Annotated in this window: 21 protein-coding genes and 3 tRNA genes; 10 read left to right on the plus strand and 14 right to left on the minus strand. The window is 56.5% G+C overall.

Annotated features, from left to right (window positions below; genetic code table 11):
- Positions 1–429 precede the first annotated feature (429 nt).
- Together J0X15_RS05315 and J0X15_RS05320 are read right to left on the minus strand one after the other, a co-directional pair.
- A tRNA-Arg gene (locus J0X15_RS05315) sits at positions 430–506 on the minus strand.
- Between the two features lie 64 nt (positions 507–570).
- The gene (locus J0X15_RS05320) at positions 571–876 is read right to left on the minus strand and encodes an ETC complex I subunit (RefSeq protein WP_206939284.1); all 306 of its coding nucleotides are present in this window, start codon (positions 874–876) and stop codon (positions 571–573) included.
- 444 nt (positions 877–1,320) lie between these two features.
- Here J0X15_RS05320 and J0X15_RS05325 point away from each other — a divergent pair, with 444 nt between their 5' ends.
- Both J0X15_RS05325 and J0X15_RS05330 read left to right on the plus strand, forming a co-directional pair.
- Complete coding sequence (locus J0X15_RS05325) at positions 1,321–1,554, plus strand: hypothetical protein (protein WP_206938760.1); 234 nt, start codon at positions 1,321–1,323, stop codon at positions 1,552–1,554.
- 136 nt (positions 1,555–1,690) lie between these two features.
- Positions 1,691–2,179, plus strand: coding sequence for a hypothetical protein (locus tag J0X15_RS05330; protein ID WP_209015095.1), 489 nt, complete (start codon positions 1,691–1,693; stop codon positions 2,177–2,179).
- Here J0X15_RS05330 and J0X15_RS05335 read toward each other — a convergent pair.
- The 5 genes from J0X15_RS05335 to J0X15_RS05355 all read right to left on the minus strand — a co-directional run bounded on the left by J0X15_RS05335 (position 2,154) and on the right by J0X15_RS05355 (position 5,839).
- On the minus strand, positions 2,154–2,855 hold the full coding sequence (locus J0X15_RS05335; protein ID WP_206938763.1) for a hypothetical protein: 702 nt from the start codon (positions 2,853–2,855) through the stop codon (positions 2,154–2,156). The genes J0X15_RS05330 and J0X15_RS05335 overlap by 26 nt on opposite strands.
- Positions 2,856–3,283: 428 nt before the next feature.
- Positions 3,284–3,360 (minus strand) — tRNA-Pro (locus J0X15_RS05340).
- A 110-nt stretch (positions 3,361–3,470) separates the two neighbouring features.
- The gene (locus J0X15_RS05345) at positions 3,471–3,983 is read right to left on the minus strand and encodes a DUF192 domain-containing protein (protein WP_206939285.1); all 513 of its coding nucleotides are present in this window, start codon (positions 3,981–3,983) and stop codon (positions 3,471–3,473) included.
- Positions 3,984–4,333: 350 nt separating this feature from the next.
- Positions 4,334–4,912, minus strand: a complete 579-nt coding sequence (locus J0X15_RS05350) for a cold-shock protein (RefSeq protein ID WP_206938764.1) — start codon at positions 4,910–4,912, stop codon at positions 4,334–4,336.
- Between the two features lie 153 nt (positions 4,913–5,065).
- Positions 5,066–5,839 carry an SIR2 family NAD-dependent protein deacylase gene (locus J0X15_RS05355; RefSeq protein WP_206938765.1) on the minus strand — a complete coding sequence of 258 codons (774 nt, stop codon included), beginning with the start codon at positions 5,837–5,839 and terminating at the stop codon, positions 5,066–5,068.
- 152 nt (positions 5,840–5,991) lie between these two features.
- Between J0X15_RS05355 and J0X15_RS05360 the strand changes: the two genes are divergently transcribed.
- The 3 genes from J0X15_RS05360 to J0X15_RS05370 all read left to right on the plus strand — a co-directional run bounded on the left by J0X15_RS05360 (position 5,992) and on the right by J0X15_RS05370 (position 7,783).
- Positions 5,992–6,432 carry a VOC family protein gene (locus J0X15_RS05360; RefSeq protein WP_206938766.1) on the plus strand — a complete coding sequence of 147 codons (441 nt, stop codon included), beginning with the start codon at positions 5,992–5,994 and terminating at the stop codon, positions 6,430–6,432.
- 211 nt (positions 6,433–6,643) lie between these two features.
- Positions 6,644–6,719: transfer RNA gene (locus J0X15_RS05365), tRNA-Glu, on the plus strand.
- Positions 6,720–6,934: 215 nt separating this feature from the next.
- Complete coding sequence (locus J0X15_RS05370; protein ID WP_206938767.1) at positions 6,935–7,783, plus strand: GNAT family N-acetyltransferase; 849 nt, start codon at positions 6,935–6,937, stop codon at positions 7,781–7,783.
- A gap of 42 nt (positions 7,784–7,825) precedes the next feature.
- Here the strand turns inward: J0X15_RS05370 and lhpI are convergent, their stop codons facing one another.
- The 6 genes from lhpI to J0X15_RS05400 all read right to left on the minus strand — a co-directional run bounded on the left by lhpI (position 7,826) and on the right by J0X15_RS05400 (position 14,180).
- Positions 7,826–8,770, minus strand: a complete 945-nt coding sequence (gene lhpI, locus J0X15_RS05375) for a bifunctional Delta(1)-pyrroline-2-carboxylate/Delta(1)-piperideine-2-carboxylate reductase (protein ID WP_206938768.1) — start codon at positions 8,768–8,770, stop codon at positions 7,826–7,828.
- 173 nt (positions 8,771–8,943) lie between these two features.
- Positions 8,944–9,723, minus strand: a complete 780-nt coding sequence (locus J0X15_RS05380) for an ABC transporter ATP-binding protein (RefSeq protein WP_206938770.1) — start codon at positions 9,721–9,723, stop codon at positions 8,944–8,946.
- Positions 9,720–10,481 (minus strand): ABC transporter ATP-binding protein, encoded by a 762-nt coding sequence (locus J0X15_RS05385; protein ID WP_206938772.1) that lies wholly within the window; start codon positions 10,479–10,481, stop codon positions 9,720–9,722. Before J0X15_RS05385 ends, J0X15_RS05380 begins: the two co-directional genes overlap by 4 nt.
- Before the next feature lie 11 nt (positions 10,482–10,492).
- Complete coding sequence (locus J0X15_RS05390) at positions 10,493–11,626, minus strand: branched-chain amino acid ABC transporter permease (RefSeq protein ID WP_206938774.1); 1,134 nt, start codon at positions 11,624–11,626, stop codon at positions 10,493–10,495.
- A gap of 4 nt (positions 11,627–11,630) precedes the next feature.
- Complete coding sequence (locus tag J0X15_RS05395; RefSeq protein ID WP_206938776.1) at positions 11,631–12,659, minus strand: branched-chain amino acid ABC transporter permease; 1,029 nt, start codon at positions 12,657–12,659, stop codon at positions 11,631–11,633.
- Positions 12,660–12,833: 174 nt separating this feature from the next.
- The gene (locus J0X15_RS05400) at positions 12,834–14,180 is read right to left on the minus strand and encodes a substrate-binding protein (RefSeq protein WP_206938778.1); all 1,347 of its coding nucleotides are present in this window, start codon (positions 14,178–14,180) and stop codon (positions 12,834–12,836) included.
- A gap of 575 nt (positions 14,181–14,755) precedes the next feature.
- Between J0X15_RS05400 and J0X15_RS05405 the strand changes: the two genes are divergently transcribed.
- Positions 14,756–15,370, plus strand: coding sequence for a pyridoxamine 5'-phosphate oxidase family protein (locus J0X15_RS05405; RefSeq protein WP_206938779.1), 615 nt, complete (start codon positions 14,756–14,758; stop codon positions 15,368–15,370).
- Positions 15,371–15,388: 18 nt separating this feature from the next.
- Here J0X15_RS05405 and J0X15_RS05410 read toward each other — a convergent pair whose 3' ends face one another.
- On the minus strand, positions 15,389–15,961 hold the full coding sequence (locus tag J0X15_RS05410) for a DUF1697 domain-containing protein (protein WP_206938780.1): 573 nt from the start codon (positions 15,959–15,961) through the stop codon (positions 15,389–15,391).
- A 120-nt stretch (positions 15,962–16,081) separates the two neighbouring features.
- Between J0X15_RS05410 and J0X15_RS05415 the strand changes: the two genes are divergently transcribed.
- The 4 genes from J0X15_RS05415 (at position 16,082) to J0X15_RS05430 (ending at position 21,361) form a co-directional block, all read left to right on the plus strand.
- Positions 16,082–18,124, plus strand: coding sequence for a M3 family metallopeptidase (locus J0X15_RS05415; protein ID WP_206938781.1), 2,043 nt, complete (start codon positions 16,082–16,084; stop codon positions 18,122–18,124).
- Between the two features lie 165 nt (positions 18,125–18,289).
- Positions 18,290–18,694 (plus strand): DUF423 domain-containing protein, encoded by a 405-nt coding sequence (locus J0X15_RS05420; protein ID WP_206938782.1) that lies wholly within the window; start codon positions 18,290–18,292, stop codon positions 18,692–18,694.
- A gap of 107 nt (positions 18,695–18,801) precedes the next feature.
- Positions 18,802–20,208: a cytochrome P450 gene (locus J0X15_RS05425; protein WP_206938783.1), complete on the plus strand. Its 1,407-nt coding sequence runs from the start codon at positions 18,802–18,804 to the stop codon at positions 20,206–20,208.
- A gap of 4 nt (positions 20,209–20,212) precedes the next feature.
- A complete protein-coding gene (locus J0X15_RS05430; protein WP_206938784.1) occupies positions 20,213–21,361 on the plus strand; it encodes a lysophospholipid acyltransferase family protein in 1,149 nt (382 codons plus the stop codon).
- Positions 21,362–21,485: the final 124 nt, after the last annotated feature.

Below are 21,485 nucleotides of genomic sequence, written 5' to 3' on the forward strand. Positions count from 1 at the left end.
GTCCACTTCCTGACAGGGTCACAGGACTGGATTATGGTGCCTGAACTGAAATAGTTGAGCCAGTCATTGCGGTCCACAGGACGCCAACTGATCAGCGCAAGGACAGGCAGAGTGGCATGTGCGCCTAACCAAGGCGGTCAGACAGCCAGCAAACAGGGCCCTCGCAACCGAGGCCTGACGCCATGCTCTCAGCGCCCCTACAGCAGCACCCTCAGCACACGCTTCAAAGCCACCATCAAGAGCAAGTTCAGAGCCAGCACGGGCGGCACAACACCTGAGAGCTGCACTTCCGCGACACCTTCCGGTGTCCGGTCTCACGACAAACGATATGAACTAGGCTTCAAAACAGGGATTGAAAAATGAGTTGCCCTTCGAGACCTAAAGCCTGAATCAGACACACTTAAATAGTTGAATTTAATAGAAAAAATATGGCGACCCCGGCAGGATTCGAACCTGCGACCATTCGCTTAGAAGGCGAGCGCTCTATCCAGCTGAGCTACGGGGCCATATTAAACATCGCATCCGGTCAGCCTGCCGGGGCTGAAAGCCGGATCCGGAAAGTTCAACCGGTCAGTGAGTCCAGGGAGAGACCCGGTTGAACTTGAAATTATCGGAGTAGGAAGCACCACGAACCACGCGCTCCTGGGTTTCTTCAACCCGGTGCGCGATCCCGTTGCGGCGTGCATAGGCAACAGCCTCTTCTTTCGTCTCGAAGGCCAACCTCACCTGAGACTTCATGTCGGAAGACGATGTGTAACCCATCAAAGGCTCCACAGAGCGCGCCGCTTCCGGTTCAAAATCCAGAATCCAGCGCTGCGTCTTGGCCTTGCCCGACTGCATCGCAGTTTTCGTGGGCCGATAGATCCGCGCAACCATGGTCCAAATCCCTAAAGCTCGGTCCTTCACTGCCATGCTCTCATGGCAATCTTCCATGAAAGCTTTTTCCTGTCTTTACCCGATATGTCAACCATCGATCACAGCCTCGCTGTCCTTGACCGGGCTTTTGAACATTAACCACGACGCGAAAAAGAGAGTGTCGCGGCTTTGCAACCAGAGATAAATCATGACATTCAATCTTGATGGCACGATAACCTGCTGCCACTGCCAAACAAGCGCCCGGGCAGACAAGTGTCGCAAGCCACCTTTCTGAAAGCAGGTCGGCTCGTATCCATCACTGTTTTGTCTGGCGACTGACGTTTCCGCTTTTTTTAAAGCACAGAATCGGACACCAGTTTTCGGAATGATCCTGGGTTGCCTGACGTCCGTTTGTCACCCTGTCCACGCACCACCGTGCCGAGGTGACTTTCACTGGAGTACACTATGTCGATGCCCCCCCATTTTCCGGCCTCCGCCTACCAGCATGAGCACTCTCAACCTGCGGCGGATCCTGCTCGTCTGCTGCTTGAACAGGTCGAAGAAAACAACCTGCGAGAAATGTGGGACATGGTTCTGATGCTGGATTATGAAGTTGCTAACGTTTATGAGCTCGACCGCGAGACTCAGGAAGAATTCTGCAGCATAATTACATTGCTTCTGAAGGCCTTCACCAAATAGAAAGCCCACCTCGTCAAAATCTGCTTGATGAGAATGGCATGGGCGGGCCTACGGATGAATGACAGGCACTCCCTGGATCAGATCCAGCCGCGTGCCCGTTCACGAGACTACCGTAGGAAGGAAGATCGTATTGTCGGTGAGCAGCAAAACAGTCTTCACAGAACTGGGCACCAAGGCTATCGACAAGGGCCTTGCTGATCCGCAGTTGTCGGCTTTCTACAACAGCATGATGTCCACATCCGGCGTGGTCTCCGAGAAGCTGCGCGAGCACATGCCCTATCTCAGTCTGTGCTCCGACAAGCTTGAGGGCTTCGGTCCTCCGCCGATTTTCTATGTAGGACGACGCTGCAGCCAGCGCACACTTTTCGGTGATGACTGGGCGACCCAGAACAAGGTTGAGCTGCGCACACCTGACGAGGAGCTGGAACGCGCTTCGGCTGAGGCCTATCAGTCAGCTCTGGCAGGGCTGCCCTACTATGGCTATGCGCGCACCACAGTGCTGTTGGGCGACAAGCCGGTGGATATCGCATATGAGCGACTGATCATCTCTCTGCGGCCATCACCGCAGTCTGACCGCCGCTTCTGCGCCTATTTCGGCGTCATTCAGGACCTTCAGAAACGATAGTCTTGGCGAGGATCTGCAAGTCATTGCGATTTGAATAGACCAGCCAGTCATCGGGGCGAATATGCTCCGGCGGCGTGATCCAATGCGTGCCGCGCGGTGCAAAACGGCGATAGCCAACGCGGATGCCGAAGCCCTTCATCGCATTGCGGGCGGCCATCAGCCCGTAGAGATAGTCCGGCGACCACTTCAGCACCGAAATCAGGAAACCAAGCTGCGTCAGGGCTTCTGCAAGTCCCTGACCACGAGCGTCTTTTCGCAGCCAGAGATTGCCGTGATAGACGATCCTTCCCCGCATGGAAAACGCGTCATGGGCATGATTGTCGCCCAGTTCCACATGTGACACCGGGTCAGAGAACATCCGCCGCTGCTGCTGCTGCCAGAGCTGCCCGAGACTACGGTCCCTGAGGTCTTCAAGCTTGGCAGCCTGGACACTGACCGGCTCCCCATCCTTGCCCCAGGCGCCGATCCAGAAGGCAGAAGTGCCGTGGAGGTCAAAAAAGCGGCTGGAGAAATCCTCCATGAGATAGCGATCTTCCGTCGCCCGTACGGTATCTTCAAACAGCGAGAAGTCACTGCTCTCGCGCAGGCTCAGTCCGGCTCTGTGGATCTGTCTGTGAAGAGCGGCAATAGCCCGCACGACTTCAAGTGTATCCTCCCCTAATGGATCGCTCTGCATGCCCCAACCCGAATCTTTAATTGATCAAACCTGATTTTGAGCAATTTTGGAGCGAAGGAAAAGCCCATACACGCTCGTTTAACCATTTAATAAAAAAGAAGAATTCTGTTTGCATTGCAAAAATTGCGTATGCATTCCCACAATCTAGAAGCGCAGTCCCCGCTACCACGCACCACAAAGCACTGTCGCCCTTGCGTCAATTTTCAAGGTGAAGTGCAGGCAGCCATCCCTGCGCACAAGAGATCAGCCAGCGTTTGAAGCGATGGCGCTACTTCCAACACTCCGACACAAGTCAGGCTGCACCTTTCCGACCAACAGCAAGAGACATCCGGAAATTGAACGAAAAAACGCCCCGAGCGCGACGACGCTCAAGGCTGAACTCTCAATGTACTTTGGGAAAAGTCAGATGCACTCAAGTGCTTGAATAATGGTCGGGGCAGCAAGATTCGAACTTGCGACCCTCTGGTCCCAAACCAGATGCGCTACCAGGCTGCGCTATGCCCCGATCCGTTATTTCAGCGGTGTAACCTTGTTGCCGCCCTCCGTCAAGGGCCTTGATTTCACGCTAAAAACCAAAGCAAGGGCATCAAAAAACCCAGCGTAAATCTATGTATTTCAAGGATTCTTCGGCACATTCATGGCCTCCGACACCAGTCGATCGCCTTCGGTTATCCCCAATTCCTCGCTCGTACCGGCCAACAATTCCAGAACATAGAGCGCATCGCCGTTGGATGGGACGATGTTTTCTGAAAATGGTACCGTGTGATCGGCGATCCGAATGATTTCGCCGTCCTCGTCAACGAAGATGATATCGAGTGAAAGCGGCGTATCCTTCATCCAGAAATAACGCTGACCTGCGGCCTCGAAGATGAAGAGCATGCCCTGATCGACTGCCATATCCTCGCGATGCATCAACCCCCTCGCCCGCTCGCTGTCTGTCCGAGCCACTTCGACCTGAAACGCGTGAACCATCTCGGGCGTATGAATGGAAAGCGCCACCCTCTCCGCTGTCTGAGCGCTGGCGACCGTTGCCGACACCAACAGAAGCGCCGCGGCAATGGCCGATCTGGCCACACCAGAGATGCCAGAAATTTCAGAGATTTTTTGAACACCGGGAAAAGACGTCATAAGGGTCAAACTGCTCTCCTTAAAACTTGAGTGAGGCGCGCGGACTGTCCGTTCTGTCGCGCAGCCTAAATGTCTCTGCGATTCTTATCAGATTTATGTGGCGCCAACCGAACAAGAAACAAGCACTGACCCACCATCTTTCCAAGCCGCCCCCCCCTGGCAATGCAACCAGCTGTAGGCACAATTCCACTGGTCGCAAAGCAGCCGCGAGAAGCCAGGCAGAAGGCACAAGCCCAGGGGCAGATACAAAAAAGGGCCGTCACCGGCCCAAAATCGCGCAATAGTTTGTTGCTGGCGAGCCCCCGGGGCGGAGAGCTGCCAAACAGCAGTACCCCCTGCACCGTTCGCTCTCAATGAGAGGAAGGAATATGCGTTCCCGCACCAATCGGTCGGATCTCCGCCGCCATACGCCCCTTGGGGCCATTGCCAAAGCGTACCATCACATCTTGACCTGGGCGTAGCTCCGTAATGCCGAAGCGACGCAACGTCTCCATGTGAATGAAAATATCCTCAGTGCCTTCGCCCTGCGTGAGAAAGCCGAAGCCCTTCACCCGGTTGAACCACTTGACCGTTGCTGTCTCGAAGCCCGTTTCCGGCACGACCTGCACATGGGTGCGAGAAGGTGGCAACTGTGAGGGATGTACAGCAGTTGATTCGTCCATGGAGAGAATACGGAATGCCTGAAGCCCTCGTGGTCTGTCCAGAACTTCACAGACGACTCGCGCGCCTTCATAGGCGGTCTGAAAACCATCTCGCCGGAGACACGTTACATGGAGGAGAATGTCACCTCCACCATTGTCAGGCACGATGAAGCCATAGCCTTTGGCAACATCAAACCATTTAATCGAACCCGCAATCTCGATCACATCAACGGCAACATCGTCCGCCGCTTCGATCATGCGGGGATCTGTAAGGGTTTTTGCCCCCATAGCCGATTGCCCCGTGTCTTGTCCGCATCTCCCAACCTGGAGACGCTCCCAAAGGGAAAAATCGCGACTCAGGCTGATTCCTAACAAAAGGATAACACCCGACATCGATGCGAGAAGAGAAATTGTCCGACAAACCACAAGGGATTTAACGCGCTAGGTCATTTTCTCACTGCCAGACACGCCAAGGGTCTCCGCAATAGGCGTGCGCAGACAAAAACTTGCATGCTGATCCAGAGGAGTCTGTTCACGGTTGAGAATGATCAACTCCGCCCCTGTTTGGACAGCAATTGCCGGTAATTGTGCTGCAGGATGCACCACAAGCGAAGAGCCAACCACCAAAAAGACCGAACTGCGACGCGCAGCTTCCGCAGCCTGCTGCAGGGGCTCCTCCGGCATGGCCTGTCCAAAACTGACGACCGCTGCCTTCAACAGGCCACCACACTCAGTACACACAGGCGTCCCGCCATTCTCCAACATCAGCGCGATCGACTCCAGCTCTTCCCTCCGTGAACAGACAAGGCATGTCGCATAGGTCGAGTTGCCGTGCAGCTCGACCAGCGCCTCCTCTGGCACACCGGAACGTTGGTGCATATTGTCGACGTTCTGAGTGATCAGCCGCCGCAGGCTTCCTGCTCGTGCCATGTCTGCTAACGCCAGATGCCCGGCATTGGGCTCTGCTGCATCAAAGATTGCCTTCATTTCAAATCGTCGCCGCCAGTCCTCCCTGCGCTTTGCCGGGTCGTGAACGAACTCATCGAACTGAATCGGCTTGATCTGGCTCCACAGTCCTCCGGGCGAGCGGAAATCCGGAATGCCGCTTGCTGTCGAGATACCCGCCCCGGTCATCACCACGAGATCTGCTCCAGCCTCGGCAAAAACATCATCCAGAACCGCTCGGGCACTGGTCAGATCCATTATCTCTGTCATATGCTTAAGCTCTCCTGACAGGGGAAACGGGTCAAAGAAGCGGTCTCGCCTCTGGCAATTTCCACAGCTTCCCCCACATGAGGCAGAGCTACAGATGCGGTCTCTGCCCATTTGAATAATATTAAGAACATCCCAACCGAGAGGAACCGTCCATGCGATATCTTCACACGATGGTGCGTGTCGCCAATATTGATGACTCCCTGGATTTCTATTGCAACAAGATGGGAATGCAGGAAGTCCGCCGAATGGATCACGAGGGTGGACGCTTCACCCTGATCTTCCTGGCAGGCTCCGAAGATGTAGCAAGCGGCAAGGCGGTCAGTGCACCGTTGCTGGAGCTGACCTACAACTGGGATCCGGAAGAATATTCCGGCGGCCGCAACTTCGGCCACCTCGCCTACGAAGTGGATAACATCTACGAATTCTGTGCCAACATTCAGGAGAAGGGCGTCACCATCAACCGCCCGCCACGCGATGGTCGCATGGCCTTCATCAAATCCCCGGATGGAATCTCCTTTGAAATCCTGCAAAAGGGCGATGCTTTGGCTCCGGCCGAACCTTGGCTGTCGATGGAAAACACCGGTTCCTGGTAACATCACACCACCCCTGATTAAGGGCCGAAATAGCTGGGGAGGCCGAGCGCCTCCCCTTTTTGACGCGCCCAAATTCGTCAAATCCCTCATGGGCTTGCTTGAGAGTTTTACACAGGCCACTCTGGGTTTGGAAATTTGTCACAAAAGGCTCTTGCAGGCTTTGCGAATTCTGCCTATAAGCCTCTCCACCGACGCAGACAGCGTCGACCGCGCGCCCATCGTCTAGCGGTCTAGGACGCCGCCCTTTCACGGCGGAAACACGGGTTCGATTCCCGTTGGGCGTACCACTTCTCTCGATCCTCGAGATCAGGCCTTTGTGCCAGAGAGAAGCGCTTCTCTGAAGCTTTGCAGTTTGACCTACTGCACACCTCCCCCAACATCCTTTGACACACCTACATTCGGTGAATTTGACCGGATCCCCTCTCCTCGCTTAAGTCTTGGTCCTCCAATTTCAGGATCATCCGGCGCTTTCCTGCCGGTCCCCAGCGACGAGTTCTCTTTCATGCCCGATTACAGCATCCGCTCTGCCACCGAAGACGACCTGACAATTCTGCTTTCCTGGGCCGCAGACGAAGGCTGGAACCCAGGTCTCGACGACAGAAGTGCTTTTCAGGCAGCTGACCCTTCCGGCTTTTATGTGGGCTGTATCGGTGGCACGCCGGTGACCTGCATATCCGCCGTCAAATACGGAACCGATTTCGGCTTCATCGGCTTTTACATCTGCCATCCAGACCACCGCGGCAATGGATATGGCTGGAAGTTGTGGCAACACGCAATGGCATCCCTGGACGAACGCACTGTCGGTCTGGACGGTGTGGTCGAGCAACAGGCCAACTATAAAGCATCCGGCTTTGAGTTCGCCCATCGCACCATCCGCCAGAGTGGCATCTCGATGGTCGACACTCCAATGGATCCCCGCCTGACAACCATCGGTCAGGGTTTGTTCCCGTCCATTCGGGACTATGATCTTCAAATCTTCCGCTTTCCCCGTGTCGACTTTCTGAAAAGCTGGCTCGATCCAATGGCTTCCAGCCGACGTGGGTTTGCCTTGGTCGATGACGGCGAGGTCAAGGGCTATGGCACACTTCGCCAATGCGCAGAAGGCTTCAAGATCGGTCCGCTCTTCGCCGACACAGCCGATATCGCCGATACACTGTTTCGCGCCCTCGCAGGCCAGGTCAAAGGCCAGGTCGTTTTTCTCGACACGCCTGAGCCCAATACCCACGCCGAGGAGCTGGCGGAGCGCTACGAGTTGTCCCCGGAGTTCGAGACAGCCCGTATGTACAAGGGCAAGAACCCGAATCTGCCCCTGGACCACATTTATGGCGTCACGAGTTTTGAACTGGGCTGATCTTTTTCACGCCGAAGCTGACCCAACCAAGGTCGACTATCCTCAGGCAGTCGCCATCTCATAGGCCAGAACAGCCGCTGCCAAGTCTTCCAGAGCCGCGCCGACGGATTTGAACAGGGTGACATCATTCTCACTCTGACGCCCCCTGGCCTGTCCCCGAGCCAGCTCAAACAGGTCCCCCGCGATGTCTTCGACCTTCAAGACACCGGAGGCAATCGGCTGAACGATGTCGCCGCCCTCCTTGGTAGCGCCGGCACGCGTGTCGACAAACACCTTCGCCATGCGGATCGCCTCATCATCACTTTCGCGCATGGTCGGCTTAAAGGCCCCGACGAGATCAATATGTACGCCCGGCTGCAGCCATGCGCCCTTGATCAGCGGCTCAACAGACAAAGTCGCGGCACTGACGATATCCGCAACGCGGACAGCCGATTCGAGATCATTCGTTCCGCTGACCTCTATGCCGTGGATTTGCGCAGCCCTATCGGCCATCGCCTCGGCCTTTGCCTTGCTGCGGCCCCAAATGGTAACCTTTGAAATCGGTCGAATGGCCTTATGTGCAGCGATGAGGTTTTCCGCGACGCGGCCAGTGCCGGCGATCACCAGATGCGACGCATCCTGGCGCGCAAGGTAGTTTGCTGCCAAGGCGGATGCGGCAGCCGTGCGTCGGGCCGTCAGCTCTCCCCCATCGATCAGCGCCAGCATCTCTCCGGTCTTGCCAGAGGACAGCAGCACCTGCGCGGAAATCGCCGGCAGGCCACGATCAGAATTTCCCGGCACCACATTGACGATCTTGACCGCAGAATACCTGCCGGGCAGCCAGGCAGGCATCAACAGCAACGTCGCAGGCGTTTCTCCGGGAACCTCCATGTCGTGATGATGGCGCACCGGCATTTCGCACCCTGTTCGGAACATCTCATCAAGCGCTACAATCAGCCGATCGAACGGCAGGGCATCCCGTGTCTGGCTTTGCGACAATTGCAGCATGGGGCGGTCTCCTCTTGAATTATCAATATGATGACTAGCACAAAAGGTGATGCTCACAACACATCGGTCGAAACAGGCAAAGCTTGCTTCTCTCGTTCAAGCCGGCGAGACACATAAAAAAACCGGCCCCCTTGAAGGAGGCCGGCTTCCAGACACTTTCGATGGTCCCTGGCTTAAATCGCCAGGTAATCCTGACGCAGCTCGGCGTTGTCGAGCACTTCCTGAGCAGAGCCGTCAAAAACCACCTCGCCCATGTCCAGGATCACTGCACGATCAGCCAGGTTCAGGGCCGCGATGGCGTTCTGCTCGACGATGATCGTCGTGATGCCGAGTTCCTTGACGCCCTGCAGGATGCGTTCAATTTCCTGAACGATCACAGGCGCCAGCCCTTCGTAGGGCTCATCCAGCAAAAGCAGCTTGATGTCACGCGCCAGAATTCGCGCAAGGGCCAGCATCTGCTGCTCCCCACCAGACATTGTCGTGCCTTCCTGGTTTCGCCGTTCGGCCAGACGTGGGAAGTGCTCGTAAATGCGCTCGATGGACCAGCCTTTCGGCTCGGCAATCTGCGACAGTTCAAGGTTTTCCTGGACCGTCAGTCCCTGAATAATGCGCCGATCTTCCGGTACCAGTCCGACACCGAGGCGCGCAGCCTGATAGCTTTTCATCTCATGCAGAGGCTGATGGTCGAGCCAGATCTCACCTCGGGTCAGATGCGGATTATCCATCCTTGCGATCGTCCGCAAGGTCGATGTCTTGCCCGCACCGTTTCGGCCGAGCAAGGCCATGATCTCGCCTTCACGGACGTCGAAATTCACACCCTGAACGATGTAGCTTTCGCCGTAATAGGCATGCAGATCCCAGGCAGAAAAGAAGGCCGGAGCTCCGCCCTTGGCCTTGACTGGCTGAAACTTCGGTGCGGTCTTGCCAGTGAGGGCATCTTTCGTGTCGCTCATAGATGCGCTCCTCCGAGGTAGGCTTCTTGTACGCGCGGGTCACCCTTGATGGCTTGAGGCGTGCCCTCTGCAATCACCGTACCCTGGGCCAGAACGGAGATCTTGTCTGCAAGCGAAAACACGACATGCATGTCATGTTCGATCACCACTTTGGTGATCCCACGCTCCTCCCCGATCCTTTGCAGGAGGTCGATGGTGTTGTTGGTATCAGCTCGTGACATACCGGCGGTCGGCTCATCAAGCAGCAGAAGCTTGGGGTCTTGAACCAGACACATAGCTAGCTCAAGACGTCGCTTGTCACCGCGTGACAGCGATCCGGCGATAATGTCCTTCTTCGAAGCAAGACCGAGATCTTCAAGCATGTGAAGCGCCTTGTCCCGCACTTCCGCGTCCGCATCGAGGCGCCGCCAGAACTGCAGCGAGAATTCCCCGTCGCGGCGTGCCATCGTCGGGATCATGACGTTTTCCAGAATGGTCAGCTCGCCGAAGATTTCGGGCGTCTGAAACACCCGAGACACGCCAGTCTGGTTGATTTCATGGGCCTTCAGACCAATCAGAGACGTCGTGCCGTTGAAGGTCACAGACCCCGTATCCGGAATAAGCCGACCAACGAAACAGTTCAGCAGTGTCGATTTGCCGGCGCCATTGGGGCCGATGATGGCGTGGACGGTTCCCGCTTCCACGCTTAGGTTCACATCGTGAAGGGCTTTCAAGCCGCCAAAGGCCTTGTTTACCCCTTCAACCTTGAGAATTTCCATATCTCTTGTCCTTATTCGGCCGGGGCTGTTTGGTGCTGGTGCTTTTTACGCGACCCACCTTTGACCATGCTTGTGATGCGTCCAACGCCTTCCATGATGCCACCAGGAAGCAGGATCACGATGATCATGAAGAGAACGCCAAGGGTCAGGTGCCAGCCTTCGCCGACGAACAGTCCTGAAATCGAGACAACCGGGCCCTGGAGGGCCTCCGGCAGGAAGCTGAAGATGTCCTGCAGGATATGCTCGTTGAACGCCGAGAAGATGTTCTCGAAATACTTGATGATTCCAGCTCCAAGGATCGGCCCGAGAAGCGTTCCGACACCACCGAGAATGGTCATCAGCACAACTTCACCAGACGCCGTCCACTGCATGCGCTCTGCACCAGCAAGCGGATCGGTGATGCACAGCAGCGCACCGGCCAGCCCGGCATACATGCCGGAGATGACAAACACGGCCAGTGTGTAGGGACGCGGGTTCAAACCGGTGTAGTTCATCCGGTTCTGGTTGGATTTCACGGCCCGCAGCATGGTGCCGAAGGGCGAACGGAAAATCCTCTGAGCCACCAGAAAACCGAGAATGAGGAACGTCGCGCAGAAGTAGAAGCCCGGATACCCCGACATCTCGATGCCAAAGAGTGTCGAGACCAGTGGCCCGCCGCTCTGAGCAGCCGTGTCGAAGATCCGTGGATCGGACTGAAGAACACGCAAACCTGTCTCACCATTGGTAATCGGTGTCAGCACCGAGTAAGCCAGATTGTAGGACATCTGAGCGAAGGCCAGCGTCAGGATCGAGAAGTAGATGCCTGAGCGACGTAGGGAGACGTAACCGATCAACCAGGCAAACAGACCTGAGGTTACGATGGCCATGGCCGCAGCCGGAACCGGGTTCATGCCAAGCAGCTTGAAACCCCAGACCGCCGTGTAGGAACCAACACCGAGAAATGCAGCGTGGCCAAAGGAGAGATACCCGGTCAGACCAAACAACAGATTGAACCCGGTGGCAAACAGGCCATAGATCGCAAACTTCTGCAGCAGATCAGGATATGCAGCTCCGATCGGCGCCAGCCAGATTGGCATGGTCAAGACCGCCGCCGCGAAGATGACGAAAACGGCAAGGTCGCGTGTAGGAGTAGGATTGGACGTCATAGTATTAGCTCTCCATCACGCCTTTGCGGCCCAGAAGCCCGCGCGGTCGCACGAGAAGGATGACCACAGCCACAAGGTAAATGATGATTTGATCGATACCGGGAAGGATCGCCTTGACCTCGTTCATCGAGGCAAAGGACTGCAGAATGCCGAGCAGAAAGCCAGCCGCAACAGCCCCCGGGAGGGAGCCCATGCCCCCAACCACCACGACGACGAAGGACAGCACCAGGAAGTCCATGCCGATGTGATAATCCGGCGGAAGGATTGGCGTGTACATGACCCCGGCCACCCCAGCGACGACCGCCGCAATGGCGAAGACGATGGTGAAACGTCGTTCGATGTTGATGCCCAGCAAGCCGACGGTTTCCCGATCGGCCATACCGGCACGAACCACCATGCCGAAGGTCGTGAATTGCAGGAAGGCAAAGACGGCAGCAATGACCAGCCCGGCGAAACCGAGATAAACCATGCGCCAGAAGGGATAAACAATCACCCCGGGGTCAAAACCCAGGAACGCCCCGACGTCCGCGGCACCACTGACGGCGCTCGGGGCGAGTTGGGGGATTGGGTTTGCGCCGTAGATCGACTTGATGATTTCCTGCAGCACAATCGCCAAACCGAAAGTCACCAGAATCTGATCCGCATGCGGCCGATTGTAGAAATGCTTGATCAGCCCGCGTTCCATGGCAAACCCAATGATCAGCATCACCGGAATCGCCAGCAGGATCGACATCGGAACCGAATAATTCAGAACCCAGGCGCCGAAATCGCCGAGATAAGCTTCCACATAGGGCGTGCGCACTTCCATGGGCGTGCCCCAAGCCGTGGTCTTGGTCGGATCGAGCACGACCTTTTCCAAGCTTAGAAACTTGTTGAAGGTGACGGCACAGAAAGCGCCGAGCATGAACAGCGCGCCATGGGCGAAATTGACGACCCCAAGAGTGCCGAAAATCAAGGTAAGGCCAAGAGCAATGAGCGCATAGGCGCCCCCTTTGTCGAGACCATTGAGAAGTTGAAGAAGAATTACGTCCATTATCGTTGCCGCGGTTGTCGGCCCCTGCTGAAGATCATCTCGCGATGATCGGGCCTGCCCTAGTCGGATGCGATGAAAATCGGGAGATGACCCTCATCAGGCTTGGCATGTTCTGGAAAACGGTTGTTCGGAGCCAACTGGCTCCGAACACCTGCTTGTATGAACCAACTGCGATCAGACGCCGTTGTTGTAGGCACCCAGCTCACCACCGAGCATGTCGGCCGGATATTCGACCTGTGCGCGCGGAGTAACTTCGACCACTTCCAGAAGATCGAATTGCGAGGACGGGTTTTCCTTACCCTTCACAACCAGCACATCCTTGAAGCACTGGTGATCGCCAGCGCGGTACAGGGTAGGTCCGTTGCCCAAGCCGTCGAACTCGAAGTCTTCCAGAGCCGCGCCTAGTGCGCTCGGCATGAAGGTTCCGGCCCGCTCTGCAGCATCCGCATAAAGCAAGGTCTGACAGTAACAGGTATGAGCGGCCTGACTTGGCGGGAAGCCGTACTTCTGACCGAAGGACTTGACGAAAGCCTGTGAGCCTTCATCCGTCAGAGACCAGTTCCAGGCGGTGGAACCGAAGATGCCCTTGATGGCATCGCCCGCACCCTGCGCCATCAGACGCGAGAACAGCGGCACGACAATTTCGAACTGCTTGCCATTGACCTGCTTGTCGCGAAGACCAAACTGAACGGCCTGCGTCAGCGAGTTCACCATGTCCTTGCCGTAATGGTTCAGCACCAGAACGTCAGCGCCAGAGTTCAGAACCGGTGTCAGGTACTGGGAGAAATCACCAGCGCCAACCGGCGTGCGAACTGCAGCAACCGTGTCCCAGCCGAACGGCTCGGTGTATTTCTGGATCGAGCCTTCCTGCGACCAACCCCAAGTGTAATCCGCAGTCAGGTGGTAAACCTTGCGGCCTTCACCCATAGCGTTTTTCAGCACGGGAGCCAGGGCAGCACCTGTCATTTCCGTGTTGAAGAAATGACGGAAGCCGTTGGCCCGGCGATCCTTGCCCGTGGTGTCGTTGGAGTGGGTCAGACCCGCCATGAAGATGACGCCAGCTTCCTGGCATAGAGACTGAACAGCAATCGCAACCCCGGAGGATGAACCACCCGTGATCATGATCGCACCGTCTTTTTCAATCATCCGCTTGGCGGATGCACGAGCAGCATCAGATTTTGTCTGCGTGTCGCCCGTTACGAATTCGACCTTCTTGCCAAGTACGCCGTTGCCCTTGAGCGCCTTCGACGTGAAGGTGTTGAGCATGCCGCCGTCACCTTCACCGTTGATATGCTCAACAGCCAGCTGATAGGCGCGCAGCTCATCCGCGCCTTCGTCGGCATAAGGACCGGACTGAGGAACGTTGAAGCCGAGGGTTACAGTCGAGCCGGTCGGCTCATTGAGGTAACCAGCGGACCATGCACTGCTGGTGAAGATCGTGGGGGTTGCCAGAGCAACGCCGCCTGCGGCTCCAGCGCGCAGAATGGAACGACGGCTCAGCGGTTTGCGAATTAACGTCATGCTTTCCTCCCGAAAGGCTAAAGGCGCCTTGATGAAACGGCTGCGCCTCCTCGCGCAGCAGGCTGCCGATCCGGCGGACGCCCCGGTCAATTCCGGAACGCCTCCTCCGCCGAAGCGCGAGCCTGACCTGGATCCTAGGGAAAGGACGAACTTCTTCGCAATACGACTATCGGATTGTTTTCAGACAAGAATAGTGGCCTGAACCCCATGATTATCTGCTTTAAAATCTGCATGCCGCACTGTCATCGCATCGCAACATCGGCCTAATTGCTTATCATTGCGCGGCTTTTCTCTCAGCTCTTCGCATCGCAGCAAGGGAAGCTGACAAGAGATCACTCAAGCTTCCGCGAGCGGATATTTCGATGTGCTTTCATCCATGTATGGTCCGAAATAGGCGGCCAGCAGGTCCTGAAACGTCCTTGGACCCAAGGCGACATGAGAAAGACGCCGTCAAAGCCGGTCTGACACACAGGGGGTGTTGCTGTGATTCTTGCACGGATGCGGCCGATTGCCTGCCATGCTAGAGAAAAGAAAAATTACGACCAGCGCCCGACCGGGCGGGAGGAATACCGACAATGCCCGACATCATTTCCAACCTCGCAGAGCTCGAAGCTCACTACGGCACACCGGGTGCTGCGTCGCTCGTCAAGGTGAGCAAGGAACTCACTGAAGAGTATCGGCAATTGATCGCTGCATCACCATTTTGCGCACTCGCGACAAGCGGCCCTGACGGTCTTGACTGTTCACCACGCGGCGACGCTGGAACCTGCCTTGAAATCGAGAGCAACACGACCCTGCTGATGCCTGATCGGCGCGGCAACAATCGCATCGATTCCCTGCGCAACATCATCCACGATCCGCGTATCGCACTCATGCTGCTGATCCCCGGCTCCGGTACCTGCGTCCGCATCAATGGCAAAGCCGAGATTTCCGTTGAGCCTAAGCTTCTGAACAAGCTCAGCCAGGAGGGAAAGCAGCCCCGCAGCGTGATCCGCATTCACATCGACGAGATCTACTTTCAGTGTGCCCGCGCGGTCATGCGTGCTGCTCTTTGGGATGAGAATGCCCGGACAGACCCCGAAACCCTCCCGACACCGGGAGAGATATTGGCGTCTCTGTCCGCCGGTGAAGTGGGCGGCGAAACATACGACAAGGAATGGCCAGAGCGCGCTGCATCCAGCATGTGGTGAGCCCACACACGTTGGCGATCAGGCAGTGAGCGCGGCAATGGCACTGACAGACTTGAGGTTTCTCGCCGTCGTCGGCACCCCGAGCAATCGGTCGATCCGGGACACCAACCGGGATCGGCCGATGCCATCAGGAGCACGCAGGTAAAACGCTCGATCTCCCAGATGAATCTGTTCGGTCGCGGCTCTCACCTTCTCTATCGGCTCAACAACATCAGAAGCGGGAATCCCCTCTGCAAAGAAGAAGACATGCACCAGGTTCTCATCAGCCTCCCCGGCCTGGAAAGGGCATGCGTTCAAAACATCAACAAACGCATCGGCAGAAAGAACGAGGATTTGAACAGCGAAACCGAACTCCCGCTCAAAAGCCTCTGAGAGCGTCGTTCCGATCCGTTCAGGGTTATGCTGAGAGCTGGCAAAGACAGCATTGCCGCTCTGGATATAAGTTTTAACGTCTGTGAATTCCAGCCGCTCGAACAGCCCACGTAACGCCTTCATCGGTACCTTGCGATGACCACCAACGTTGATCCCACGAAACAACGCAACCCAAATCGGCATGCTCTTTACCTCCTTCAGCAAAGCCGCCAGTGCCACAGACGGCTCGCAAAATTTGTCAATCAAAGCGATTTTGCACCAGTCGATGCTTCAGTACGCTTTGAAAGCGCCCCCAAGTTCCCATATGACTTGTGGACACACTCAGAACCAGGATCCATCATGACCGCAAACCCGCTTCTTGCCGACTGGACCACACCTTACGAGTTGCCGCCCTTCGGCGATATCTCACCGGACCACTTCCGGGAAGCCTTCGACAAGGGTATGGCGGACGGACGACAGGAAATCGATGCGATCGCCGACAATCCGGAAGCACCCTCGTTTGACAATACGATTGCCGAAATGGAGCGCAGCGGCGACTTGATCAGCCGGACTGCCCGCACCTTCTACAATCTGAGTGGTGCCCATACCAATCCTGATCTCCAGGCACTCGAGCGAGAAATGGCGCCCAAGCTTGCCAAGCACAGCTCCGAGACTTTCCAAAATGCCAAACTTTATGAGCGCATCGCCGACCTCTGGGCAAACAGAGACGGCCTTGGCCTTGATCAGGAAGAGGCCCGCGTTCTGGAACGCTACCATTCCATGTTCCAGCGGGCTGGCGCAGGCTTGGAGCCGGATCAGAAGGCGCGTATGGGAGAAATTTCACAGCGCCTTGCCACCCTTGGAACCCGGTTCTCGCAGAATGTCCTGAAAGACGAAGCCGATTACCAGCTCGTGCTTGAGACGGACGCAGACATCGCCGGACTGCCTGACTTCTTGCTGTCTGCAGCAGCAGAGGCGGCGACTGCACGCGGGCTCGAAGGCAAGTACGTCATCACCCTGTCTCGATCTTCCATTGAGCCGTTTCTGCAATTCTCAACCAACCGCGCGCGACGGGAAGAAGCATTCAAAGCCTGGACCGCACGCGGTGAGAACCCTGGCGAAACCGACAACCGCGCTCTGATCGCCGAGACAGTTGCCCTGCGTCAGGAGCGGGCCAAGCTGCTGGGGTTCGACAGTTTCGCCGCCTTCAAGCTGGACGACACCATGGCCAAGACACCCGAGGCGGTGCGTGAACTGCTGATGCGCGTCTGGGAACCGGCAGTCGCCCGCGCCAACGAAGAGGCTGACAAACTGCAAGCACTGGCGCACACAGAAGGCGACAACGGCGATCTGCAACCCTGGGATTGGCGATTTTATTCGGAAAAACTGCGGAAGGCAGAATTCGATCTCGATGATGCCGAGCTGAAGCCCTATCTTCAGCTGGACCAGGTCATTGCAGCTGCCTTTCACACAGCCAACCGACTGTTCGGACTAAGCTTTGAGGAAAAACAGGATCTGCCGATCTATCATCCGGATGTTCGGGTCTTTGAGGTTAAAAATGGCCAGGGTAAGCACTTAGGGCTGTTCATGGGCGACTATTTTGCGCGGCCATCAAAGCGCTCTGGCGCCTGGATGAGCGCCTTCCGCTCCCAGCATCGCTGCAAGGGTGAAGTCTCGCCCATCATCGTCAATGTGATGAACTTCTCGAAGGGAAAGAGCGGTGAAGCCTCGCTTCTCACCTTCGATGACGCACGCACCCTCTTCCACGAGTTCGGCCACGCGCTCCATGGCCTCTTGTCGAATGTGACCTACCCAATGATCTCGGGAACGTCCGTCGCGCGCGATTTTGTCGAGCTTCCCTCGCAACTTTACGAACACTGGTTGTCGGAGCCGGAAATTCTGTCCAATTTCGCTGTGCATTACAAAACCGGAAAACCGATGCCGGAGAGTCTCCTGAACAAGGTAAAAGCTGCCGAGAACTTCAATCAGGGCTTTGCCACGGTCGAATACACTGCCTGTGCCTTGATCGACCAGGATATCCACACACTCGACGATCCGGAAGGACTGGATGTCAGCGCCTTCGAACAAGAACGGTTGAAAGCCCTTGGCATGCCAAAGCCAATCGTCATGCGTCACCGCCTTCCGCATTTTGCCCATGCCTTCGCCGGCGACGGTTACTCGGCTGGCTATTACAGCTACATGTGGTCGGAAGTGATGGATGCAGATGCCTTCGCCGCTTTCAAGGAAACCGGAGATGTCTTCGATCCGCAGACAGCGCACAAGCTTCTGACCCATATTTATTCGGCTGGCGGGCTGCCCGACCCGGCAGAAACCTACCGTGCCTTCCGGGGGCGCGATCCAAAGATTAACGCGCTGCTGGAAAGCCGTGGCCTCGCGGCCTGAGTTGCATAAAGTTGGTCTCCGCGGCACTGAACGTCAGCCCTCTGACATCAGCGTCGCGGAGGTCCCGCTCGACATAGAAACAACCGTCGGGGCCGATACTAAACAACCAAGCTGGCCGTCTGCTGACACTGGCTGACCTTGATCCTCTGTCTTGAAACGAATGCCATGCCTTTGATCCCGACCTCCACGCCGTCTCATCCGACCGTCTTTCTGCTGCGTGCAGGACTCTTCCTGGGTGGAATTTCAGGGATGGGCGGTGTGATGCTGATGGCCGCTGCAGCTCACGTCGACACGACCGGACTGATGAACCAAGCTGGCGAAATGCTGATGTTCCATGCTCCGGCTTTGGCAGCAATGGGACTTCTCGCGCAGCTTCGCAGGGCGCCCATTGCAGCCCTGGCATTGACTGTGATGAGCATCGGACTGGCACTCTTCTGTGGCGATCTCGTGATGCGCGCCATGGCAGACCACCGGCTTTTTCCGATGGCCGCGCCTTCCGGCGGCATGGCATTGATCATTTCCTGGGCGCTGTTTGCGCTCGCAGGACTGTTTTGCCGACAACGCAGTTGAGACACAAGTTGAGCCAGGAAACGCACATCAAGACGGTCCCGAAGCGCGAACACTCTCAAATTTGGCTATAACTTAAAACATCACGGATTTCGGGGATATTGCATACGATGGCGATGAACGACGCGGCCCGTCTGACCACCGGCCAACCGAGCTATACTCCCCCCTACCCCTACCGGCACCCCGCCTCGCCCTCGATCATCGAGCTCTTGGGACTTGCGAGGAAAAATTTTCTCTCCATCTGGACGGAGCGTGATTTCACCCGACGCCTGGTGTCTCAACAGGTCCTGGCGCGCAAGCTGTTCCTTTGCAACATGCCGGATGTTGTTCAAGAGGCTTTCCAGGCCAATCACAAAGGATTGCAACGCAAGAGCCCGCAAATGCGCCATGCCTTGGCGCCGCTGCTGGGCGACGGACTGTTCATCAGCGATCAGGAGGTCTGGCGCAAGCGCCGCAAGATTGTCGCCCCGATCATTCATGGATCGCGCGTGCCCGGCTTTGCACCGATCATGGTGGAAACTATCGTCGAAAAGTCGCAGGAATGGGACGCCCTCGGCGAGGGTGCAGAAGTCGATGCCTTGTTGGACATGGCGCATCTGACTGCGGAGATCATCTGCCGCACCATTTTTGGCCGCACCCTCGGCAAGACCTACGCGGCAGATGTGGTTCAAGGCTTCACCGAATATCAAAAGCATATCGATCAGGTAGATGTGATGGCTATGCTTGGTCTGCCTGACTGGATCCCACGCTTTCAGGGCAGCAAAGTCCGCAAGGCCACAACTCAAATCCTGTCAGTTCTAGATGAAATCATCGACAGCTATCAGGCGCAGAAGGATCAGGGCGAAACTTCGGTAATCGGTGGTCTTCTCGAAGCCCGCGACGAAGATGGCAAGCCCTTGAGCCGCGCTGCCATTCGCTCCGAAGCCGCGGTGATCTTCATGGCTGGCCATGAGACGACAGCCAACACCCTGGCCTGGGCCTGGTTCCTGTTGTCACAGGCCCCGCACATTCGTGAAAAGCTTCACGCTGAACTGGACAGCGTTCTTGAAGGGCGTACCCCGGAATTCAAGGACGTCGCACAGTTGCCCTATACCAAAGCTGTGATTGAAGAGACACTAAGGCTTTATCCGCCTGTCCCCCTCCTGGCTCGCGAAGCTATCGAGGACGTGAACATCGGAGGCCGCCGCGTCCCGAAGGGATCGCTGCTACTTGTGGTGCCATGGCTACTCCACCGCAATCCGCTGCTCTGGGAGAGACCGGACGTCTTCGATCCCGGTCGTTTCCTGATCAAGGAAGGTCGCCCGAACAAATACGGCTATGTACCGTTCTCTATCGGACCACGCATTTGTGCCGGGCTCCAATTCGGACTGGTGGAATCCGTGCTTAGTCTTGCAACACTAGCCAGTCGGTTCGAGTTGAACCTGAAGCCTGGCACGGACGTGCAGCCCGTTTCCCGGCTTACTCTTCGGCCCGGAGAAACCCTTCCGATGCTTATTAGCCCGCGTCGTCGTGGATGAACCGATGGAGAACCGCGCCCCCCAATCCGACACTGCACGAGCGCCTTCCCAGCTGCAGAAACGCCGCACACACGACTTGCGCCTCTCAGACATTCCGTTTTCCGAGACATACCCGGCCGAGCCTCCGGTCCCTCCGATTGCGGAGATTTTCAGCTCGGACAAAGGCAAGCAGCACACAGCCCGGCTCTTCTGGATCAGTCATACGCTGCAGGGGCTGGCCAACACAGCCCTGTATCAGGTCCTGGCATCCCTGCGGCCAAGCATTGCCTCAACCATCGGCTCGCTGATTGCAGATCCCACCCGCTGGCGTTACCGCGACAGAATTTTTGCCCGACGCATCCGAGAAAACATCAGCAAGCTGCGTGCCTATGCTCATGAGCGCCGACTGACCGACACTGGGGTGGGCCACGATTTCTGCCCCTCAAACGACGATGAGGCCCACAAGAGCTGGTGGAGAAACATCAGCCGAACCCTGGCCGAATTTTCAGTCGTCAATCGATTGATATGGGATCGAAGTATCCGGGTCGTCGGCGAAGAGAACCTGATGAGCGCCCGAGCAAGTGGTCGCCCACTGGTTTTCACCTCGGTACATCTCGCCACCTGGGAAGTCGTGATCGCCGCCACGCACATCGGACCGCACGGACCTTCTATCGGACCATTTCAGCCGGAGCCGAACCGCTTCTCCAACCGGATTGTGTATCTTCAGCGGAAAGCGCGAAACCAGTATCTGTTCCCTCCGGGTCGCAAATCCGCCTTTCGCCTCAGCCGTCTGTTGCAGGCAGGAGCCGCGTCGATCATCATCTTTATCGACGAGGTTCGCCAGCATCAGATCCATTTTCCGTTCTTCGGGAGACCGGCCCCGAGCGCAGGCAACGGCGTTGTTGCCATCAAGCTGGCCAATAGTGCTGGCGGCTTGATCGTGCCGATCTATTTGCGCAGGACCAAAGGGGTTCGCTTCGAACTTGTCATCCTGCCAGCACTGTATCCTGACGCCCAGAGCTCCGGTCGTGAGACAGCCACCCTCGAAGGTGCTCAGACCGCGCAGCAAATTTACGACATCGCGGAAACCCTCACACGTTTGAACGACCTCTATGAGCCAATCATCCTTGAAAACGTCGAGCAGTGGTACATGCTGAGTGAGCTCAGACTATAGTAGGTCGACAACACCAAAAGTAAGCAGTAAACCTATTGCGATAAATAACATAGTAAGTATTTATTACGTATTTATCTTGTTGGAAATCATATTTTTTAAATACATCAAATAGTATACGTAAGCC

The sequence above is a fragment of the Roseibium limicola genome (assembly GCF_017313085.1).
Classification (GTDB): Bacteria; Pseudomonadota; Alphaproteobacteria; order Rhizobiales; family Stappiaceae; genus Roseibium; species Roseibium limicola.

Coding starts and splice junctions, on each gene's coding strand:
- J0X15_RS05320 (WP_206939284.1), bottom strand. CDS start 876: ATGGTTGCGCGGATCTATCGGCCCACGAAAACTGCGATGCAGTCGGGC.
- J0X15_RS05325 (WP_206938760.1), top strand. CDS start 1,321: ATGTCGATGCCCCCCCATTTTCCGGCCTCCGCCTACCAGCATGAGCAC.
- J0X15_RS05335 (WP_206938763.1), bottom strand. CDS start 2,855: ATGCAGAGCGATCCATTAGGGGAGGATACACTTGAAGTCGTGCGGGCT.
- J0X15_RS05345 (WP_206939285.1), bottom strand. CDS start 3,983: ATGACGTCTTTTCCCGGTGTTCAAAAAATCTCTGAAATTTCTGGCATC.
- J0X15_RS05350 (WP_206938764.1), bottom strand. CDS start 4,912: ATGGGGGCAAAAACCCTTACAGATCCCCGCATGATCGAAGCGGCGGAC.
- J0X15_RS05355 (WP_206938765.1), bottom strand. CDS start 5,839: ATGACAGAGATAATGGATCTGACCAGTGCCCGAGCGGTTCTGGATGAT.
- J0X15_RS05360 (WP_206938766.1), top strand. CDS start 5,992: ATGCGATATCTTCACACGATGGTGCGTGTCGCCAATATTGATGACTCC.
- J0X15_RS05370 (WP_206938767.1), top strand. CDS start 6,935: ATGCCCGATTACAGCATCCGCTCTGCCACCGAAGACGACCTGACAATT.
- lhpI (WP_206938768.1), bottom strand. CDS start 8,770: ATGCTGCAATTGTCGCAAAGCCAGACACGGGATGCCCTGCCGTTCGAT.
- J0X15_RS05380 (WP_206938770.1), bottom strand. CDS start 9,723: ATGAGCGACACGAAAGATGCCCTCACTGGCAAGACCGCACCGAAGTTT.
- J0X15_RS05385 (WP_206938772.1), bottom strand. CDS start 10,481: ATGGAAATTCTCAAGGTTGAAGGGGTAAACAAGGCCTTTGGCGGCTTG.
- J0X15_RS05390 (WP_206938774.1), bottom strand. CDS start 11,626: ATGACGTCCAATCCTACTCCTACACGCGACCTTGCCGTTTTCGTCATC.
- J0X15_RS05395 (WP_206938776.1), bottom strand. CDS start 12,659: ATGGACGTAATTCTTCTTCAACTTCTCAATGGTCTCGACAAAGGGGGC.
- J0X15_RS05400 (WP_206938778.1), bottom strand. CDS start 14,180: ATGACGTTAATTCGCAAACCGCTGAGCCGTCGTTCCATTCTGCGCGCT.
- J0X15_RS05405 (WP_206938779.1), top strand. CDS start 14,756: ATGCCCGACATCATTTCCAACCTCGCAGAGCTCGAAGCTCACTACGGC.
- J0X15_RS05415 (WP_206938781.1), top strand. CDS start 16,082: ATGACCGCAAACCCGCTTCTTGCCGACTGGACCACACCTTACGAGTTG.
- J0X15_RS05420 (WP_206938782.1), top strand. CDS start 18,290: ATGCCTTTGATCCCGACCTCCACGCCGTCTCATCCGACCGTCTTTCTG.
- J0X15_RS05425 (WP_206938783.1), top strand. CDS start 18,802: ATGGCGATGAACGACGCGGCCCGTCTGACCACCGGCCAACCGAGCTAT.
- J0X15_RS05430 (WP_206938784.1), top strand. CDS start 20,213: ATGGAGAACCGCGCCCCCCAATCCGACACTGCACGAGCGCCTTCCCAG.